We start from the raw sequence: 17,517 nt of genomic DNA, 5'->3' as shown, positions 1-17,517 counted from the left end.
AAAGATTCTTATGATCAATTAATGAAACCAAAGTAACACAATGAGGTGACCGATCCGCCTTAAACGGCGGAAGGTGCAGGAAGGGAAATGACCTGCCGCGCTTAACGCAGCTCCAGTTCGTCCAGCGCCTGGAACAGTTCGGCGACGTGATGAATGCGCTGCCGCCCCTGCGCCAGCCGCTCATGCAGCAACGCATTGCTGAGCAGGCTGGCCAGGCTCATGGCGGCAGCATAGCTGTCAAAGGCCGACACGCTGTCGAGCGGCACGGTCAAGTGCCAGTTGGCCAATGGGAACAACGCCTGCGCCTGCGGTTCACAGATCAACAGCGTCGGCACCCCGCGGCTTTGCAACAGCGCCAGCACTGCCTTTATCTGGCGCGGCCGGCGACGGAACGCCACCACCACCGCCACGTCCTGCGGCGTCAGCCCCGCCAGATCTTCCGCCAGCGTCTGCCCCGGCTGCGGCGCCAACAGCACCTGTTCACGCACCTGCATCAGCTGCTGGCGCAGGTGCATCGCCACCGGATAGCTGTTGCGCAGCCCCAGCAGCAGTACGCCTCGCGCCTGCGCCAGTGCGGCGATCGCCGCGCTGAACTGCACCGCATCGATCTGCTTTACCCAGCGGGTGAGATTAGCCATTTCCTGCTGACAGTGCCGTGCCAACAGCGTATCGCCCTGCACCGCATCACGGCTGTCGGTCAGCGGCATGCCGCTCTGGCGCAGGGTGCGCAGCTCATCGCGCATGGCGCGGTAGTTGGGGTAGCCCAGCCGTTTGAACAAGCGGCTGACCGTGGCTTTGGAAACGCCGCTCAGGCGCGCCAGCTCGGCGCTGTTGTAACCGATCAAATCGTCATAGTGATCGAAGATGAAGTCAGCCACCCGCTGCTCCTGCGGCGTCAGCTGTGGGTAGTCGCGGCGCAGGCGTTCGTCGAACCGTTGCATTATCGTTCTCGCTGTAACCTTCGTTTCAGCGGAACATAACACGGTCGAACTACCCGCTGGCAAGCGATTATTCGCTGGTTGGGAATGGCAGCGGCATGCCCTTCTCCCGCGTCAATGCCGGAAAAGGGCCGCGCGTTCAGCACCAATAGGCCATGAAGTTGACGGTAGCGCGATCCAGATCGCGTTCGCCGATCAGATAACGCCGCAGCGTTTTCACCGTGGAAGACTCGGCCGCCACCCAGGCATAAAAAGCGTTACCGCCGGCCGCACGCTCCCACAACACCTCATCGCTCAGGCTGCTTTCCGCCAGGGACTGCGCCTGCGCACACGCCGACGCGGGGATATCGACCCGCTGGCGCACCGCCTCCACCAGCAGCGTACCATGCGCCAGTTGCTGGCCCACGTCACGCGGCAGCCAGTAAACCTCGGCGAACGGGAAACGGGCCAAATCCAGGCAATCCCCCGCCACCGGCACCTCAAAAAATGCCTGCACTCGCGGCGGATTGGCCTGCAGCGCCAGCTGCTCCAGAATCCCCATCGCCGCCGGCACCGCCGTCTCATCCGCGATCAACAGCGCCTGCTGCAACTGCGCCGGCGGTACCCATTCGTAGCCGCCGCTGTCGCCGTCGAAGTCAGCGTTGGGGGCGACCGTCTGAAGGGCGTCACCCGGCTCGGCGTGGGTCGCCCAGGCGGAAGCCGGGCCGTTCACGCCATGCAGCACGAATTCGACGTCCATCTGATTCTGCTCACGGCGCAGCGCACGCAGCGTATAGGTGCGCATCACCGGACGCTGTTCTTTGGGGATCGCCGTGTAATCGCCGTACCAGTCCGGGCCGTTGACCAACTGCGGGATCTTGCCGTCCGCCGCCGGGAACAACAGTTTGATGCGCTGATCCGGCGCTTCCAGCTTCATCCGATGAATATCCGCACCTTCAAACACGCAGCGCACCAGCGAAGGTGAAATCAGCGTTTTGCTTTTCAAGGTGATATCAAAAATTCTGTAGCTGGCGGACATGTTCTCGATTCTCCGGCAACGGCTGTCGCTTATACGTATGGCCGATCGGCTACCGTTTGACGGCGTGGAGTGCGCGATCGTGCAGGGGGTAAAATGTTAATAAAACTAATTAATTACGTTAATGTATCGCAAAAAATCATATCATGATTTTATTGATAACAAGAAACGTTATTGATAAAAGAATCATTCTCAAAAATAACGTAATAACAATATCACCTGGGAAATAACGATGAAACGCAAACACCTTTGGGTATTGAAACCTTGTTTGCTGGCAATGCTTGCGCCGGCGGCTTGGGCAGAGGATCAGAAAGCCGGCAACGAAGAGCAGTTGGTGGTCTCCGCCAGCCGTTCGCACCGTAGCGCGGCGGAAATGGCGCAGACGACCTGGATCATTGAAAGCCAGGAGATCGAACAGCAGGTTCAGGGTGGTAAAGAGATCAAGGACATGTTGGCGCAGCTGATCCCCGGCATGGACGTCAGCGGCCAGGGCCGCACCAACTATGGCATGAATATGCGCGGCCGTTCGATGATGGTGATGATCGACGGCGTACGCCTGAATTCATCGCGCAGCGACAGCCGCCAATTGGATTCTATCGATCCGTTCAATATCGATCATATTGAGGTGATTTCCGGCGCGACCTCGCTGTACGGCGGTGGCAGCACCGGCGGCCTGATCAACATCGTCACCAAAAAGGGGCAGCGGGAACAGCAGGTCGAATTACAGATCGGCGGTAAAACCGGCTTTGGCGGCCATAACGATCACGACGAAAACGTAGCGGCGGCGGTCAGCGGTGGCAACGACAACGCCTCGGGGCGCCTGTCCGTTTCTTATCAGCGCTACGGCGGCTGGTATGACGGTAAAGGCAACGAGGTGCTGATCGACAATACCCAAACCGGCCTGCAGTATTCCGATCGCCTCGACGTCATGGGCACCGGCACCCTCAACATCGACGAACACCAACAGCTGCAGCTGACCACTCAATACTATAAAAGCCAATCCGACGGCGATCACGGTCTGTTCCTGGGAGAGAACTTTGCGGCGGTGACCGGCAACGCCAAGGCATACAACAGCGGCAACTTAAATTCCGACCGTATCCCCGGCACCGAACGCCATCTGATCAACCTGCAGTATTCCAACACCGATTTCCTCGGCCAGGATTTGGTGGCACAGGTCTACTACCGCGACGAAACCCTGACCTTCTACCCGTTCCCGACGCTGGCGGGCAAAGCGCCGAACTATTACGTCAGCAGCATTGGCGCTTCGCAGCAAAAAACCGATTTCTACGGCGGCAAGCTGACGTTAAACAGCAAGCCTGTCGATGCACTGACGCTGACTTACGGCATCGACGCCGAGCATGAGAGCTTCAACGCCAACCAACAGTTCTTCAACCTGGCGAAAGCGCAACAGTCCGGCGGCATGACGCTGGAGAACGCCTACAATACCGGCCGCTACCCGAGCTATACCACCAGCAACCTGGCGTCGTTCCTGCAGGCCAGCTACGACATCAACCCGATCTTCACCCTGAGCGGTGGCGTGCGTTACCAGTACACCGAAAACAAGATTGACGACTTCGTCGGCTATAACCAACAGCAGGCGATGGCCACCGGCGCCGCGACGTCCGCCGACGCGATACCGGGAGGGAAAACCGACTATAACAACGCGCTGTTCAACGCCGGCCTGTTGGCGCACCTGACCGATCGCCAGCAAACCTGGTTCAACTTCTCTCAGGGCTTCGAGATCCCGGACCCGGGCAAGTATTACGGCAACGGCACCTACGCGTTGAACGGCGGCCATTACCGGCTGCTGAAGAGCGTCAACGTCGGTGATTCCAAGCTGCAAGGCATCAAGGTCAATGCCTACGAATTGGGTTGGCGCTATAGCGGCGATAACCTGCGCACGCAAATCGCCGCCTACTATTCGCTGTCCGACAAGAGCATCGCCATCAACAAAACCGACATGACCATCAACGTCCATGCGGACAAGCGCCGCATCTATGGAGTGGAAGGCGCGGTGGATTATTTCTTTGAAGACAGCGACTGGAGCGCCGGCACCAACTTCAACGTTATCCGTTCCGAAACCAAGGTCAACGGCGAATGGAAGAAGCTGGTGGTGGATACCGCCAGCCCATCGAAAGTTACCGCTTATGTCGGCTGGGCGCCGGGCGACTGGAATCTGCGCTTACAGTCGCAGCAAACCTTCGACGTGTCGGACGACGGCGATTACACCAAGGCCAACTCCACCCGGGGCCGCAAGATCGATGGCTACAACACCCTCGACTTCCTCGGCAGCTATACCCTGCCGGTGGGGAAAATCAGCTTCAGCGTGGAAAACCTGCTGGACAAAGAGTACACCACCGTTTGGGGCCAACGCGCGCCGATCCTGTACAGCCCGACCTACGGCTCACCTGAGCTGTACAGTTATAAAGGCCGCGGACGCACCTTCGGCTTGAACTACTCGGTGTTGTTCTGAGGATAAGGGGCCGGTCTGCCGGCCCCGTTCATTGGGCCGCACCGTTTTGCCGAGAGCAGAAACGACGAAGCCCTGAGTTATCGCTAACTCAGGGCTTCTGAATAGTGGCGGAACGGACGGGGCTCGAACCCGCGACCCCCTGCGTGACAGGCAGGTATTCTAACCAACTGAACTACCGCTCCGCGCCATTCCCTCTTGCGGGGGAACGAGGCGCATATTACGGACGCCTCTCGGTTCCGTCAACGCCTTTTTCTCACCAAATGAACCGTTTGCACAGTTTTTCAACGAAGGTTCATCCGGTGCGTTTTTTTCGTGCAAAAATGCCGCTACTCGGCCGGCGCACCGCGCCACAGGCAGCTGCCGCCCTTTTTCGCCACCAGATCCAGACGCGCCTCGTGCGCCTTCACTTCTTCGTCGCTGGCGTAGACCACTTTCATCGCGGTCGCCGGGCGGACAATGCGCTGAATTTCTTGCGCGGCGTCGTTTTGCTGGGTATCACCTTCCATCTGGAACGCTATCGAGGTCTGACCGCCGGTCATCGCCAGATAGACTTCCGCCAGGATCTCGGCATCGAGCAATGCGCCGTGCAGCGTACGCTTGCTGTTGTCTATCTCATAACGGCTGCACAAGGCATCGAGGTTGTTGCGCTTGCCCGGGAACAGGCGGCGCGCCATCAGCAGGCTGTCGGTGATGGTGCAGAAGGTCTCGGTCTTCGGGATACCCTGCTGCAACATGCGGAATTCGTGATCCATAAAGCCGATGTCGAACGCCGCGTTATGGATCACCAGCTCGCCGCCGCGGATAAAGTCGAGGAATTCGTCGGCAACCTGATCGAAGGTCGGCTTGTCGGCCAGGAAGTCGTCGCTGATGCCGTGTACGCCGTAAGCTTCCGGATCCACCAGCCGATCCGGCTTGATGTAAACGTGGAAATTGCGCCCGGTCAGGCGGCGGTTAATCACCTCCACCGCACCGATTTCGATGATGCGGTGCCCTTCGTAGTGCACCCCAAGCTTGTTCATACCGGTGGTTTCGGTATCGAGGACAATCTGTCTGGTGGTTGTAGAGATCATATTGCAGTGCTCACAGCGCTCGTTTATGTCAGACTTGGCTTTTAAAAACTGATAGGAAGAGTCTACCAGAGATGCTCAAACAGGTAGAAATTTTCACCGATGGCTCCTGCCTTGGCAATCCCGGCCCCGGGGGTTACGGTGCGATATTACGCTATAAGCAGACGGAAAAAACCTTCAGCGAGGGTTTTCGTCTGACCACCAATAACCGCATGGAAATGATGGCGGCGATCGTGGCGCTGGAAGCGCTGACCGTACCCTGCGCCGTGACGCTCAGCACCGACAGCCAGTATGTGCGCCAGGGCATCACCAGCTGGATCCATAACTGGAAGAAGCGCGGCTGGAAAACCGCCGACAAAAAGCCGGTCAAGAATGTCGATCTGTGGCAGCGGTTGGATCTGGCCATTCAGCGCCACGAGGTAAAATGGGAATGGGTCAAGGGCCACGCCGGCCACCCGGAGAACGAACGTTGTGACGTGCTGGCGCGCGAAGCGGCCGGCAAGCCGACGCAGGAAGACGTCGGTTACCAACCGGAAGCCTAAGGCAGTTTGCGGTAGCTCTTGGTCGCGCCCACCGCGCGGCTGAGAGACGGTTTTCTCGCCCCCAGTTTCATCGGCGTGGGCGTCAGCGGCAAGGTGCGTTTGCGCGCCACAATCACGCTCATGCAGCCCAGCGCCGGCAAATGGGTGCATAAAAATTTTCCGCCCAGGCGATGCCACGGTAGCACGTGAAAACGCGCCTGGTGGAGCACCTCATAATTCAGCAGGCTAAGCCAATCCAACAGCCGCATCTGGGTAAACATGCGGCTGACATAGGGCTGGCGATGACGCAACCCGGGCACCAGCTTGCCCAATCCCAGCAGGCTGAACGGATTGAAGCTGCTGATAACCAACCAGCCGTCGTCGATCAATACCCTGTCCACCTCACGCAACATGCGATGCGGATCGTCCGCATAGGACAGCGTATGCGCTAACAGGCAGGCATCCACCGACTTGGCGGCAAACGGCAGTTGATAAGCATCGGCGATCACCTGCAGCCCTTCGCCCTCCAGCCCTACGTTGACCTGATGGGAAATCGCGCATTTGTCCGTGGCCAACTCGGCGCTGAGCATGCCCATCTTCAGCAGATGGAAACCGAACAGCTTCGGCCACCAGGGTTGCAACTGCCGCTCGAGCGCTTCACGATAGTACTCCCCCCACGGCAGCTCCGCCCAGGACTGCGGGCCGGTGAGCTTTTGTAGAGAATGGGCTGGTTTCATGATTTATTATCTTCTTTCAAGCCGTTGCCAACGAGAGGTACACCATGAATCTTATCAGCATTCCCGCCTTCCAGGACAATTACATTTGGTTATTGGATGACCGGCAGGGACGCTGCATTATCGTCGATCCGGGTGAGGCGCAGCCGGTGCTCGAAGCGCTGCAGCGCCTGCAGCTGGTGCCGGCGGCGATCCTGCTGACCCACCACCATCACGATCACGTCGACGGCGTGGCGCAGATCGTGGCTCAGTATCCCGGCCTGGCCGTCTATGGGCCGCAAGAAACCGCAGACAAAGGCGCCAATCACATCGTCCGCGACGGCGACACCTTTAACATCGATGGACGCCAGTACAGGACGTTAGCCGTCCCCGGCCATACGTTAGGCCATGTGGCATTCTATAGTGCCCCTTATCTGTTCTGCGGCGACACAATGTTCTCTGCCGGCTGCGGCAGGCTGTTTGAAGGCACCGCCAAACAAATGTACGACTCATTTCAACAACTCGCGCAACTTCCCGATAACACCTTAATTTGCTGCGCGCATGAATATACTCTTTCAAATCTTAAGTTTGCGCGGGCTATTTTGCCGGAAGATCGAGAGATTGAAACATATCAACAACATGTTGAAGCGTTAAGGGCAAAAGGCCAAGCCAGCGTGCCGACCACATTGCAATTAGAGCGCAAAATTAACCTGTTTTTACGTTGCCATGACGCTGATTTACAAAAGAAATTAGGCTTTAACTCACCACCAGAAAGCCTTCATTCAGTTTTTTCCGAATTACGCCTGCGGAAAGATAACTTCTAAGCTTTTAGTTGTGTTATTTGGCGAAGCAAAGTATTATTGCTCGTCTTTTAAGCAACTACATTGACACACACATGAAGGCTAAAGCGATATTTCTCGCCTCAGTCTTGCTAGTGGGTTGCCAGTCGTCCAGGCAGGACGCACCGGCGCCAGAACAGCATGCACAGAGTTTGTCTTCGGCTGGTCAAGATGGTGAAGCAGGAGAGTACACAGCAAATGGCCGAGCGAGCTCGGCGCGGTGGTTGGATAACAACAGTCCCGCCGCGCAACAGGACCTGTGGAACTTCATTAGCGACGAGCTGAAGATGGAGGTTCCGGAAAATTCCCGGATCCGTGATCAGAAAAGAAAGTACTTAAAAAGTAAGAGCTATCTCCACGATGTAACATTACGGGCAGAGCCGTACATGTACTGGATAGTCGGGCAGATTAAGAAACGTAATATGCCGATGGAACTGGTACTGCTACCCATAGTGGAGAGCGCTTTTGACCCACACGCCACGTCAAGTGCCAACGCCGCAGGGCTATGGCAAATCGTGCCGCAAACGGGTCGAAATTATGGTTTGAAAAACAATCAGTGGTATGACGGTCGACGCGATGTCGTCGCCTCGACAACCGCTGCGCTTAACATGATGCAACGCTTGAACCGCATGTTTGACGGCGACTGGTTATTGACCGTAGCCGCCTATAACAGTGGTGAAGGCCGCGTGATGCAAGCGGTGAAGGCAAACAAACGCCAGGGTAAGCCAACCAATTTCTGGGCATTGTCGCTTCCGCGTGAAACGTCAATCTATGTCCCGAAAATGCTGGCGCTGAGCGACATCATCAAGAACAGCAAGAAGTACGGCGTGAAACTCCCGAAAACGGATGAAACCCGTGCGCTGGCGCGTATCGATGTCGGACAGCAGATCCAGCTGACTCAGGCGGCTGAGATGGCAGGGCTTTCGGTCACCAAGATGAAAGCGTATAACCCAGGTTACAAAAAAGGCGTTACGGCACCTAACGGGCCCCATTACATTATGGTTCCAAAAGGGCACGCCGATCAGCTGAAAGACTCGCTGGCCGATGGCCAGATCGCCGTGACTCAGCCAACGACGCAGTTGGCGAAGAACAGCGGTTTGTCCGGTGGCAGTTCGTATAAAGTACGCTCCGGTGACACTTTATCGGGCATTGCCAAGCGGCTGAACGTTAAGACCAGCGATTTGCAGAGTTGGAACAACTTGCGCGCCAAGAGCGCCCTAAAAGTTGGGCAAACCCTGCAAGTGGCCAGCAATACGGGCAGTAACAGCAGTATCACCTATCAGGTTCGCAAAGGTGATTCGCTCGCCAGCATTGCACGTCGTCACGGCGTCGATATTAACGACGTGATGCGTTGGAATTCAACGCTCGGTAAAGGCAGTCTACAACCCGGTCTGAAGTTGACCCTGTTTGTCGGCAACAAGCTAACGCCGGATACCTAAATTACCGGCACAAAAAAAGCACCCCTCGGGGTGCTTTTTTATTACCTGCGATTCACCAGACGGGGGAGTCTTTTTCCGGGTGGAACTCCACCAACAACGGATTGTGATCCGACGCGCTGGTCACCAGCACCGAGGCCTCCACCACACCCAGGTTACGGTAAAACACGAAGTCCAGTGGGCGACCAAAGGCCTTGCGGCGGTGATCGTCGGTGAAGCTCACCTCGCGCAGCGCCATTTCGCCGGCAAAGTCATACAGCGCGTTGATACGTTTACGGCTCCAGGCGTTGAAGTCCCCCGCCATGATCACCGGCCCCCGATGGCTGGCGATCTGCTCGCCAATCGGCCCCAGCTGCTTGCTGTAGACGTCGACTCCCAGGCTGAAGTTCACCGCATGGATATTCACCACCATCAACAGCTCGCCATTGTACAGCGGGTAAACGGTGATCAAGGCCGATTTGGACAGCCGCAGCAGCGGCTCACGCTCACGCAGCGGGCAGCAGTAAACCGGATGAGCGGCTGCCAGCGTCATCACGCCGGAAGGATGTTGCGGCAACACAAAGGCCGGCACCTGATCGGCCGCCAGATAGTTGGCGGTAGCGTAGCTCACCAGCTCCGGCGTGGTTTGCGCCTCTTGCAACAACACCAGCTGCGCATCTTTGCCATGATTTTTCAACACCGAAAGCCAGTCGGCTCGTTGCTGTTTGAAAATATTCCATACCATGACACGCAGAGCGCCGGTCGTCGGCAGCGCAGCCCCTGGCGGTAACGGCTGGTTAACGGCGCCAGGAAAAATTCGCTCGACTGGTTGGCCTGCAACATACCTCATTGCATAAGTTCGTTTCGGCACGCGATTCGCCTATTACCCATTAGCATGAAACTGGCGATGAAGACTTCGCCAACGGTGAATTGATTATACGCCTGCCCCGCACAGAGGGCATGGCTTTTACAGGCATAACCTTTTCAGTTATAGGGGCCGTCTGCGGTGATTTCAATATTCTGAGGGTATAGCTGTGTAAAGGTGACGCATCAGAGGTGAAAAATGCGAAAAGGCCAGCAAAATGCGCACGGGATAAAGGAATGTACAGGTTCGCGCTCAAGTGGGTGACGGCGATGCCTCGACGTGATTAAATGACGAAATCGCTCAAAATTTCAAACGATGTTTGCCTGTGGAGCAAGAATGAAAATGAAAGCGAATTCGGACGAGCTTATCACCTTCGTCACCGTAGTGGAGAGCGGCAGCTTCAGCCGAGCGGCAGAGCGCCTGCAGCAGGCCAACTCCGTGGTTAGCCGTACGGTAAAAAAACTGGAGAGCAAACTGGGCGTGACCCTGCTCAACCGCACGACACGCCAAATCAGCCTGACCCAGGAAGGCGAAAACTACTTTCGGCAGGTGCAAAAGGTGTTGAGCGATATGGCCGCAGCGGAAAATGCGTTGCTGGAAAGCCGCCAACGCCCGCAGGGGCTGCTGCGCGTCGATGCCGCAACGCCGGTCGTCTTGCATCTGTTGACGCCGCTGGTCGCCGAGTTTCGTGAACGCTATCCGGAAATGTCACTATCATTGGTTTCTTCGGAAAACTTCATCAATTTGATCGAACGGAAAGTGGATATCGCAATCCGCGTCGGCGAGCTGACGGACTCTACGCTGAAAGCGCGCAAGCTGATGGCCAGCTATCGGCGCATCCTGGCCTCCCCCGCCTACCTGGCGCAGTATGGCGCGCCAAAGACGGTGGCCGATCTGGTACACCATTGCTGCATCGGCTTTAACGACCTGCCTAACCTAAACCGGTGGCCGCTGGCCTGTGCCGATGGCCGCCAACTGGAGATCGTTCCAGGGCTGACCACCAACAGCGGCGAAACCCAGCGCCACCTGTGCCTGCACGGCAACGGCATCGCCTGCCTGTCGGACTTTATGAGTGATGAAGACGTCAAACGCGGGGATCTGGTCCCCCTGTTGGTGGAGGACACGCTGCCACTCGAAATGCCGATCAACGCGGTGTACTACAGCGATAGCGCCGTCAGTAACCGCCTGCGCAGCTTTATCGATTTTATCAGCGAGCGGTTAAAGTGATAAAAAAGGCGCTCTCTAGAGCGCCTGAGGTCATCATATCTGAAGATTAGTCCCAATCGGGTGCCAGACCTTCCGGGCTGACCAACCGGCCGTTGCTTTCCAGCGCGGCAATCTGTGCCATATCTTCATCACTCAGCTGTAGCTGCTGCGCTAGCAGGTTGCTTTCCAGGTTTTCACGCTTGGTCGAGGAAGGGATCACCGCGTAGCCGAGCTTCAGCGCCCAGGCCAGGACCACCTGTGCCGGCGTCGCATTGTGCCGCGCCGCGATACGCTTTATCGTCTCCTCCTGCAACGCTTTGCCATACGCCAGCGTCATATAAGAGGTGATGGCAATGCCATGCTGCCGTGCGAACGCCACCACTTTTTCATTCTGCAAGAACGGCGACAGTTCGATCTGGTTGGTTGCGATCTGATCGGCACCGACCGCGTCAATCGCCTGCTGCATCAGATCGACCGTGAAATTGGATACCCCTATCTGACGGGTTAGCCCCAATCGCTTGGCTTCCAGCAATTCAGCCATAAACTCGGCGACCGGCACCTCATCGTTTGGCGATGGCCAGTGAATCAATGTCAGATCGACATACGAGGTCTGCAGTTTGACCAAGCTGTCTCGCAGGCTGGGAATTAATGACCCCTTGGCCAGATTCGCGATCCAGATTTTGGTCGTGATGAACAGCTCGTCACGCGGCACACCGCTGGCGGCGATAGCCTGGCCGACGGCCGCTTCGTTTTCATAGATCTGTGCGGTATCGATAGCCCGATAGCCCAGTTCCAGCGCCGTGCTTACCGAGTCGATAACGACCTGATCCTGAAGGCGGAAAGTACCTAAACCAAATGCAGGAATGCTCACAATGTTTACTCTCTCATTAGTGGATAAATAGCGATGCGAAGAGTATGGCAATATTTTTAGTGAGCAAAAATGCCAGGTTCGGCATAAAACTTTTGCCTAGCAGGCAACAATATTGAGAAAAAGCGGCAGGAGCGGTGGAAAATTCGACGATATTTCGTGAATTTTGCATATGAAAAAGCCCTGAGTCAGAGACTCAGGGTTTATCAATTAAGTGGCGGAACGGACGGGGCTCGAACCCGCGACCCCCTGCGTGACAGGCAGGTATTCTAACCAACTGAACTACCGCTCCACCGATTCTTTTACGTTGCATCTCTCGATGCCGGCAAAATCGCGCTCTGCGAATTGCGCATTACCAGTCGTCACACTGATAACGTTTATTTGATGCCTGGCAGTGTCCTACTCTCGCATGGGGAGACCCCACACTACCATCGGCGCTACGGCGTTTCACTTCTGAGTTCGGCATGGGGTCAGGTGGGACCACCGCGCTATTGCCGCCAGGCAAATTCGTTTTATTCCAACCGCTTCACTCTCGTGTCGCCATCAGAACCAATCTCGGAACTTCGCTGAAAATCTCTCTAAAAACACCTTCGGTGTTGTAAGGTTAAGCCTCACGGATCATTAGTACTGGTTAGCTCAATGCATCGCTGCACTTACACACCCAGCCTATCAACGTCTTAGTCTTAAACGTTCCTTCAGGGGCCTTAAAGGCCCAGGGAAGACTCATCTTGAGGCAAGTTTCGCGCTTAGATGCTTTCAGCGCTTATCTTTTCCGCACTTAGCTACCGGGCAATGCCATTGGCATGACAACCCGAACACCAGTGGTGCGTTCACTCCGGTCCTCTCGTACTAGGAGCAACCCCTCTCAATCTTCCAACGCCCACGGCAGATAGGGACCGAACTGTCTCACGACGTTCTAAACCCAGCTCGCGTACCACTTTAAATGGCGAACAGCCATACCCTTGGGACCTACTTCAGCCCCAGGATGTGATGAGCCGACATCGAGGTGCCAAACACCGCCGTCGATATGAACTCTTGGGCGGTATCAGCCTGTTATCCCCGGAGTACCTTTTATCCGTTGAGCGATGGCCCTTCCATTCAGAACCACCGGATCACTAAGACCTACTTTCGTACCTGCTCGAGCCGTCACTCTCGCAGTCAAGCTAGCTTATGCCTTTGCACTAACCTCACGATGTCCGACCGTGATTAGCTAACCTTCGTGCTCCTCCGTTACTCTTTGGGAGGAGACCGCCCCAGTCAAACTACCCACCAGACACTGTCCTCACCCCAGATTATGGGGCCGAGTTAGAACATCAAACATTAAAGGGTGGTATTTCAAGGATGGCTCCACGCAGACTGGCGTCCACGCTTCAAAGCCTCCCACCTATCCTACACATCAAGGCTCAATGTTCAGTGTCAAGCTATAGTAAAGGTTCACGGGGTCTTTCCGTCTTGCCGCGGGTACACTGCATCTTCACAGCGAGTTCAATTTCACTGAGTCTCGGGTGGAGACAGCCTGGCCATCATTACGCCATTCGTGCAGGTCGGAACTTACCCGACAAGGAATTTCGCTACCTTAGGACCGTTATAGTTACGGCCGCCGTTTACTGGGGCTTCGATCAAGAGCTTCGCCTTGCGGCTGACCCCATCAATTAACCTTCCAGCACCGGGCAGGCGTCACACCGTATACGTCCACTTTCGTGTTTGCACAGTGCTGTGTTTTTATTAAACAGTTGCAGCCAGCTGGTATCTTCGACTGGCTTCAGCTCCATCCGCAAGGGACTTCACCTACATGCCAGCGTGCCTTCTCCCGAAGTTACGGCACCATTTTGCCTAGTTCCTTCACCCGAGTTCTCTCAAGCGCCTTGGTATTCTCTACCTGACCACCTGTGTCGGTTTGGGGTACGATTTAATGTTACCTAGAGCTTAGAGGCTTTTCCTGGAAGCAGGGCATCAACTACTTCTGCACCGTAGTGCATCGTCATCACGCCTCAGGGTTGGTATGCAACCGGATTTACCAGGTCACACCCCCTACACGCTTAAACCGGGACAACCGTCGCCCGGCTAGCCTAGCCTTCTCCGTCCCCCCTTCGCAGTAACACCAAGTACAGGAATATTAACCTGTTTCCCATCGACTACGCTTTTCAGCCTCGCCTTAGGGGTCGACTCACCCTGCCCCGATTAACGTTGGACAGGAACCCTTGGTCTTCCGGCGAGCGGGCTTTTCACCCGCTTTATCGTTACTTATGTCAGCATTCGCACTTCTGATACCTCCAGCAACCCTCACAGGCCACCTTCAACGGCTTACAGAACGCTCCCCTACCCAACAACGCCTAAGCGTCGCTGCCGCAGCTTCGGTGCATGGTTTAGCCCCGTTACATCTTCCGCGCAGGCCGACTCGACCAGTGAGCTATTACGCTTTCTTTAAATGATGGCTGCTTCTAAGCCAACATCCTGGCTGTCTATGCCTTCCCACATCGTTTCCCACTTAACCATGACTTTGGGACCTTAGCTGGCGGTCTGGGTTGTTTCCCTCTTCACGACGGACGTTAGCACCCGCCGTGTGTCTCCCGTGATAACATTCTTCGGTATTCGGAGTTTGCATCGGTTTGGTAAGCCGGGATGGCCCCCTAGCCGAAACAGTGCTCTACCCCCGAAGATGAGTTCACGAGGCGCTACCTAAATAGCTTTCGGGGAGAACCAGCTATCTCCCGGTTTGATTGGCCTTTCACCCCCAGCCACAAGTCATCCGCTAATTTTTCAACATTAGTCGGTTCGGTCCTCCAGTTAGTGTTACCCAACCTTCAACCTGCCCATGGCTAGATCACCGGGTTTCGGGTCTATACCTTGCAACTATTCGCCCAGTTAAGACTCGGTTTCCCTACGGCTCCCCTATACGGTTAACCTTGCTACAAAATATAAGTCGCTGACCCATTATACAAAAGGTACGCAGTCACACCACGAAGGTGCTCCCACTGCTTGTACGTACACGGTTTCAGGTTCTATTTCACTCCCCTCGCCGGGGTTCTTTTCGCCTTTCCCTCACGGTACTGGTTCACTATCGGTCAGTCAGGAGTATTTAGCCTTGGAGGATGGTCCCCCCATATTCAGACAGGATGTCACGTGTCCCGCCCTACTCATCGAACTCACGACCTGTGCATTTTAGTGTACGGGGCTATCACCCTTTGCTGCGCGACTTTCCAGACGCTTCCACTAACACACAAGCCGATTCAGGTTCTGGGCTCCTCCCCGTTCGCTCGCCGCTACTGGGGGAATCTCGGTTGATTTCTTTTCCTCGGGGTACTTAGATGTTTCAGTTCCCCCGGTTCGCCTCATGCCACTATGTATTCATGACATGATAGTGTGTCGAAACACACTGGGTTTCCCCATTCGGGTATCGCCGGTTGTAACGGTTCATATCACCTTACCGACGCTTTTCGCAGATTAGCACGCCCTTCATCGCCTCTGACTGCCTAGGCATCCACCGTGTACGCTTAGTCACTTAACCTCACAACCCGAAGATGTTTCCATCGTTCGCGCTGCAAACATTTGAGAGACTCTATGACAGGTTACTCTTTACCCCAGTACTTCTACGGAGGGATAAATTTCAGCCGTCATGTTTCAATTTTCAGCTTGTTCCAGATTGTTAAAGAGCAATATCTTAAACATGACTCGCAAGTCATCTTTAAGATTTTTTCGGCCTGTCGTGACCGGTGATAATGTCTTTCACTCATTATCGGAATGGCGTCCCCAAGGGGATTCGAACCCCTGTTACAGCCGTGAAAGGGCAGTGTCCTAGGCCTCTAGACGATGGGGACACGAAAATCCGATTAAACTGAATAACTTAATCGGTTCGTATCAGCATGAGTAACTCATGGCATCAACAGGTAGCGCTTTGCTCGTTACTTTTTCATCAGACAATCTGTGTGAGCACGCCACTCGAACTAATATCTTTAGGTAAGGAGGTGATCCAACCGCAGGTTCCCCTACGGTTACCTTGTTACGACTTCACCCCAGTCATGAATCACAAAGTGGTAAGCGCCCTCCCGAAGGTTAAGCTACCTACTTCTTTTGCAACCCACTCCCATGGTGTGACGGGCGGTGTGTACAAGGCCCGGGAACGTATTCACCGTAGCATTCTGATCTACGATTACTAGCGATTCCGACTTCATGGAGTCGAGTTGCAGACTCCAATCCGGACTACGACATACTTTATGAGGTCCGCTTGCTCTCGCGAGGTCGCTTCTCTTTGTATATGCCATTGTAGCACGTGTGTAGCCCTACTCGTAAGGGCCATGATGACTTGACGTCATCCCCACCTTCCTCCAGTTTATCACTGGCAGTCTCCTTTGAGTTCCCGGCCGAACCGCTGGCAACAAAGGATAAGGGTTGCGCTCGTTGCGGGACTTAACCCAACATTTCACAACACGAGCTGACGACAGCCATGCAGCACCTGTCTCAGAGTTCCCGAAGGCACCAAAGCATCTCTGCTAAGTTCTCTGGATGTCAAGAGTAGGTAAGGTTCTTCGCGTTGCATCGAATTAAACCACATGCTCCACCGCTTGTGCGGGCCCCCGTCAATTCATTTGAGTTTTAACCTTGCGGCCGTACTCCCCAGGCGGTCGATTTAACGCGTTAGCTCCGGAAGCCACGCCTCAAGGGCACAACCTCCAAATCGACATCGTTTACAGCGTGGACTACCAGGGTATCTAATCCTGTTTGCTCCCCACGCTTTCGCACCTGAGCGTCAGTCTTCGTCCAGGGGGCCGCCTTCGCCACCGGTATTCCTCCAGATCTCTACGCATTTCACCGCTACACCTGGAATTCTACCCCCCTCTACGAGACTCTAGCTTGCCAGTTTCAAATGCAGTTCCCAGGTTGAGCCCGGGGATTTCACATCTGACTTAACAAACCGCCTGCGTGCGCTTTACGCCCAGTAATTCCGATTAACGCTTGCACCCTCCGTATTACCGCGGCTGCTGGCACGGAGTTAGCCGGTGCTTCTTCTGCGAGTAACGTCAATTGGTGAACGTATTAAGTTCACCACCTTCCTCCTCGCTGAAAGTGCTTTACAACCCGAAGGCCTTCTTCACACACGCGGCATGGCTGCATCAGGCTTGCGCCCATTGTGCAATATTCCCCACTGCTGCCTCCCGTAGGAGTCTGGACCGTGTCTCAGTTCCAGTGTGGCTGGTCATCCTCTCAGACCAGCTAGGGATCGTCGCCTAGGTGAGCCATTACCCCACCTACTAGCTAATCCCATCTGGGCACATCTGATGGCAAGAGGCCCGAAGGTCCCCCTCTTTGGTCTTGCGACGTTATGCGGTATTAGCTACCGTTTCCAGTAGTTATCCCCCTCCATCAGGCAGTTTCCCAGACATTACTCACCCGTCCGCCGCTCGTCACCCAGGGAGCAAGCTCCCCTGTGCTACCGCTCGACTTGCATGTGTTAAGCCTGCCGCCAGCGTTCAATCTGAGCCATGATCAAACTCTTCAATTAAAAGCTTGATTTGCTTCCACTCGAGAAGCGATGCTCAAAGATTTACTGCATGAATTTTACTTCAGTTAGTCACTCTTCAAGACTTGATATTTTTTTG

11 protein-coding genes, 3 tRNA genes and 3 rRNA genes are annotated in these 17,517 nt (G+C 55.4%); 5 read left to right on the top strand and 12 right to left on the bottom strand.

Annotated features, from left to right (window positions below):
• Positions 1-101: 101 nt before the first annotated feature.
• Together C3F38_RS06500 and C3F38_RS06495 are read right to left on the bottom strand one after the other, a co-directional pair.
• Entirely contained in the window at positions 102-941 is an 840-nt protein-coding gene (locus C3F38_RS06500) for a MurR/RpiR family transcriptional regulator (RefSeq protein WP_055312038.1), read from the bottom strand.
• Positions 942-1,077: 136 nt separating this feature from the next.
• A complete protein-coding gene (locus C3F38_RS06495) occupies positions 1,078-1,956 on the bottom strand; it encodes a siderophore-interacting protein (protein WP_055316703.1) in 879 nt (292 codons plus the stop codon).
• 229 nt (positions 1,957-2,185) lie between these two features.
• Here C3F38_RS06495 and C3F38_RS06490 point away from each other — a divergent pair, with 229 nt between their 5' ends.
• Positions 2,186-4,426: a TonB-dependent siderophore receptor gene (locus tag C3F38_RS06490; protein WP_055316705.1), complete on the top strand. Its 2,241-nt coding sequence runs from the start codon at positions 2,186-2,188 to the stop codon at positions 4,424-4,426.
• 105 nt (positions 4,427-4,531) lie between these two features.
• Here the strand turns inward: C3F38_RS06490 and C3F38_RS06485 are convergent.
• Positions 4,532-4,608, bottom strand: a tRNA-Asp gene (locus C3F38_RS06485).
• Positions 4,609-4,752: 144 nt separating this feature from the next.
• On the bottom strand, positions 4,753-5,496 hold the full coding sequence (gene dnaQ / locus C3F38_RS06480) for a DNA polymerase III subunit epsilon (RefSeq protein WP_038871384.1): 744 nt from the start codon (positions 5,494-5,496) through the stop codon (positions 4,753-4,755).
• Positions 5,497-5,567: 71 nt separating this feature from the next.
• On the opposite strand from dnaQ, the gene rnhA reads away from it, so the two are divergent.
• Positions 5,568-6,035, top strand: a complete 468-nt coding sequence (gene rnhA / locus C3F38_RS06475) for a ribonuclease HI (RefSeq protein WP_033649910.1) — start codon at positions 5,568-5,570, stop codon at positions 6,033-6,035.
• Here rnhA and C3F38_RS06470 read toward each other — a convergent pair.
• A complete protein-coding gene (locus C3F38_RS06470; RefSeq protein ID WP_055316706.1) occupies positions 6,032-6,751 on the bottom strand; it encodes a class I SAM-dependent methyltransferase in 720 nt (239 codons plus the stop codon). The genes rnhA and C3F38_RS06470 overlap by 4 nt on opposite strands.
• A gap of 44 nt (positions 6,752-6,795) precedes the next feature.
• Between C3F38_RS06470 and gloB the strand changes: the two genes are divergently transcribed.
• The gene (gene gloB / locus C3F38_RS06465; RefSeq protein ID WP_047728870.1) at positions 6,796-7,551 is read left to right on the top strand and encodes a hydroxyacylglutathione hydrolase; all 756 of its coding nucleotides are present in this window, start codon (positions 6,796-6,798) and stop codon (positions 7,549-7,551) included.
• 71 nt (positions 7,552-7,622) lie between these two features.
• The gene (gene mltD / locus C3F38_RS06460; RefSeq protein WP_055316709.1) at positions 7,623-9,005 is read left to right on the top strand and encodes a murein transglycosylase D; all 1,383 of its coding nucleotides are present in this window, start codon (positions 7,623-7,625) and stop codon (positions 9,003-9,005) included.
• A gap of 52 nt (positions 9,006-9,057) precedes the next feature.
• Here the strand turns inward: mltD and C3F38_RS06455 are convergent, their stop codons facing one another.
• Positions 9,058-9,831 carry an endonuclease/exonuclease/phosphatase family protein gene (locus C3F38_RS06455; protein ID WP_033634121.1) on the bottom strand — a complete coding sequence of 258 codons (774 nt, stop codon included), beginning with the start codon at positions 9,829-9,831 and terminating at the stop codon, positions 9,058-9,060.
• 357 nt (positions 9,832-10,188) lie between these two features.
• Between C3F38_RS06455 and yafC the strand changes: the two genes are divergently transcribed.
• Positions 10,189-11,073: a DNA-binding transcriptional regulator YafC gene (yafC, locus tag C3F38_RS06450; RefSeq protein ID WP_038871393.1), complete on the top strand. Its 885-nt coding sequence runs from the start codon at positions 10,189-10,191 to the stop codon at positions 11,071-11,073.
• A 46-nt stretch (positions 11,074-11,119) separates the two neighbouring features.
• Here yafC and dkgB read toward each other — a convergent pair whose 3' ends face one another.
• The 6 genes from dkgB to C3F38_RS06420 all read right to left on the bottom strand — a co-directional run bounded on the left by dkgB (position 11,120) and on the right by C3F38_RS06420 (position 17,420).
• The gene (dkgB, locus tag C3F38_RS06445) at positions 11,120-11,923 is read right to left on the bottom strand and encodes a 2,5-didehydrogluconate reductase DkgB (protein WP_055316711.1); all 804 of its coding nucleotides are present in this window, start codon (positions 11,921-11,923) and stop codon (positions 11,120-11,122) included.
• A gap of 212 nt (positions 11,924-12,135) precedes the next feature.
• A tRNA-Asp gene (locus C3F38_RS06440) sits at positions 12,136-12,212 on the bottom strand.
• Positions 12,213-12,306: 94 nt separating this feature from the next.
• Positions 12,307-12,422, bottom strand: a 5S ribosomal RNA gene (rrf, locus tag C3F38_RS06435).
• A gap of 98 nt (positions 12,423-12,520) precedes the next feature.
• Positions 12,521-15,428: ribosomal RNA gene (locus C3F38_RS06430) — 23S ribosomal RNA — on the bottom strand.
• Positions 15,429-15,662: 234 nt separating this feature from the next.
• Positions 15,663-15,738, bottom strand: a tRNA-Glu gene (locus tag C3F38_RS06425).
• 140 nt (positions 15,739-15,878) lie between these two features.
• Positions 15,879-17,420, bottom strand: a 16S ribosomal RNA gene (locus C3F38_RS06420).
• Together the 16S, 23S and 5S rRNA genes with 2 tRNA genes alongside form the textbook arrangement of a ribosomal RNA operon.
• Between the last annotated feature and the right edge of the window lie 97 nt (positions 17,421-17,517).

The sequence above is a fragment of the Serratia sp. SSNIH1 genome (assembly GCF_002935055.1).
GTDB classification, from domain to species: domain Bacteria; phylum Pseudomonadota; class Gammaproteobacteria; order Enterobacterales; family Enterobacteriaceae; genus Serratia; species Serratia nevei.
This window is presented reverse-complemented; position numbering and strand designations above follow the sequence as displayed.

Coding starts and splice junctions, on each gene's coding strand:
- C3F38_RS06500 (WP_055312038.1), bottom strand. CDS start 941: ATGCAACGGTTCGACGAACGCCTGCGCCGCGACTACCCACAGCTGACG.
- C3F38_RS06495 (WP_055316703.1), bottom strand. CDS start 1,956: ATGTCCGCCAGCTACAGAATTTTTGATATCACCTTGAAAAGCAAAACG.
- C3F38_RS06490 (WP_055316705.1), top strand. CDS start 2,186: ATGAAACGCAAACACCTTTGGGTATTGAAACCTTGTTTGCTGGCAATG.
- dnaQ (WP_038871384.1), bottom strand. CDS start 5,496: ATGATCTCTACAACCACCAGACAGATTGTCCTCGATACCGAAACCACC.
- rnhA (WP_033649910.1), top strand. CDS start 5,568: ATGCTCAAACAGGTAGAAATTTTCACCGATGGCTCCTGCCTTGGCAAT.
- C3F38_RS06470 (WP_055316706.1), bottom strand. CDS start 6,751: ATGAAACCAGCCCATTCTCTACAAAAGCTCACCGGCCCGCAGTCCTGG.
- gloB (WP_047728870.1), top strand. CDS start 6,796: ATGAATCTTATCAGCATTCCCGCCTTCCAGGACAATTACATTTGGTTA.
- mltD (WP_055316709.1), top strand. CDS start 7,623: ATGAAGGCTAAAGCGATATTTCTCGCCTCAGTCTTGCTAGTGGGTTGC.
- C3F38_RS06455 (WP_033634121.1), bottom strand. CDS start 9,831: ATGAGGTATGTTGCAGGCCAACCAGTCGAGCGAATTTTTCCTGGCGCC.
- yafC (WP_038871393.1), top strand. CDS start 10,189: ATGAAAGCGAATTCGGACGAGCTTATCACCTTCGTCACCGTAGTGGAG.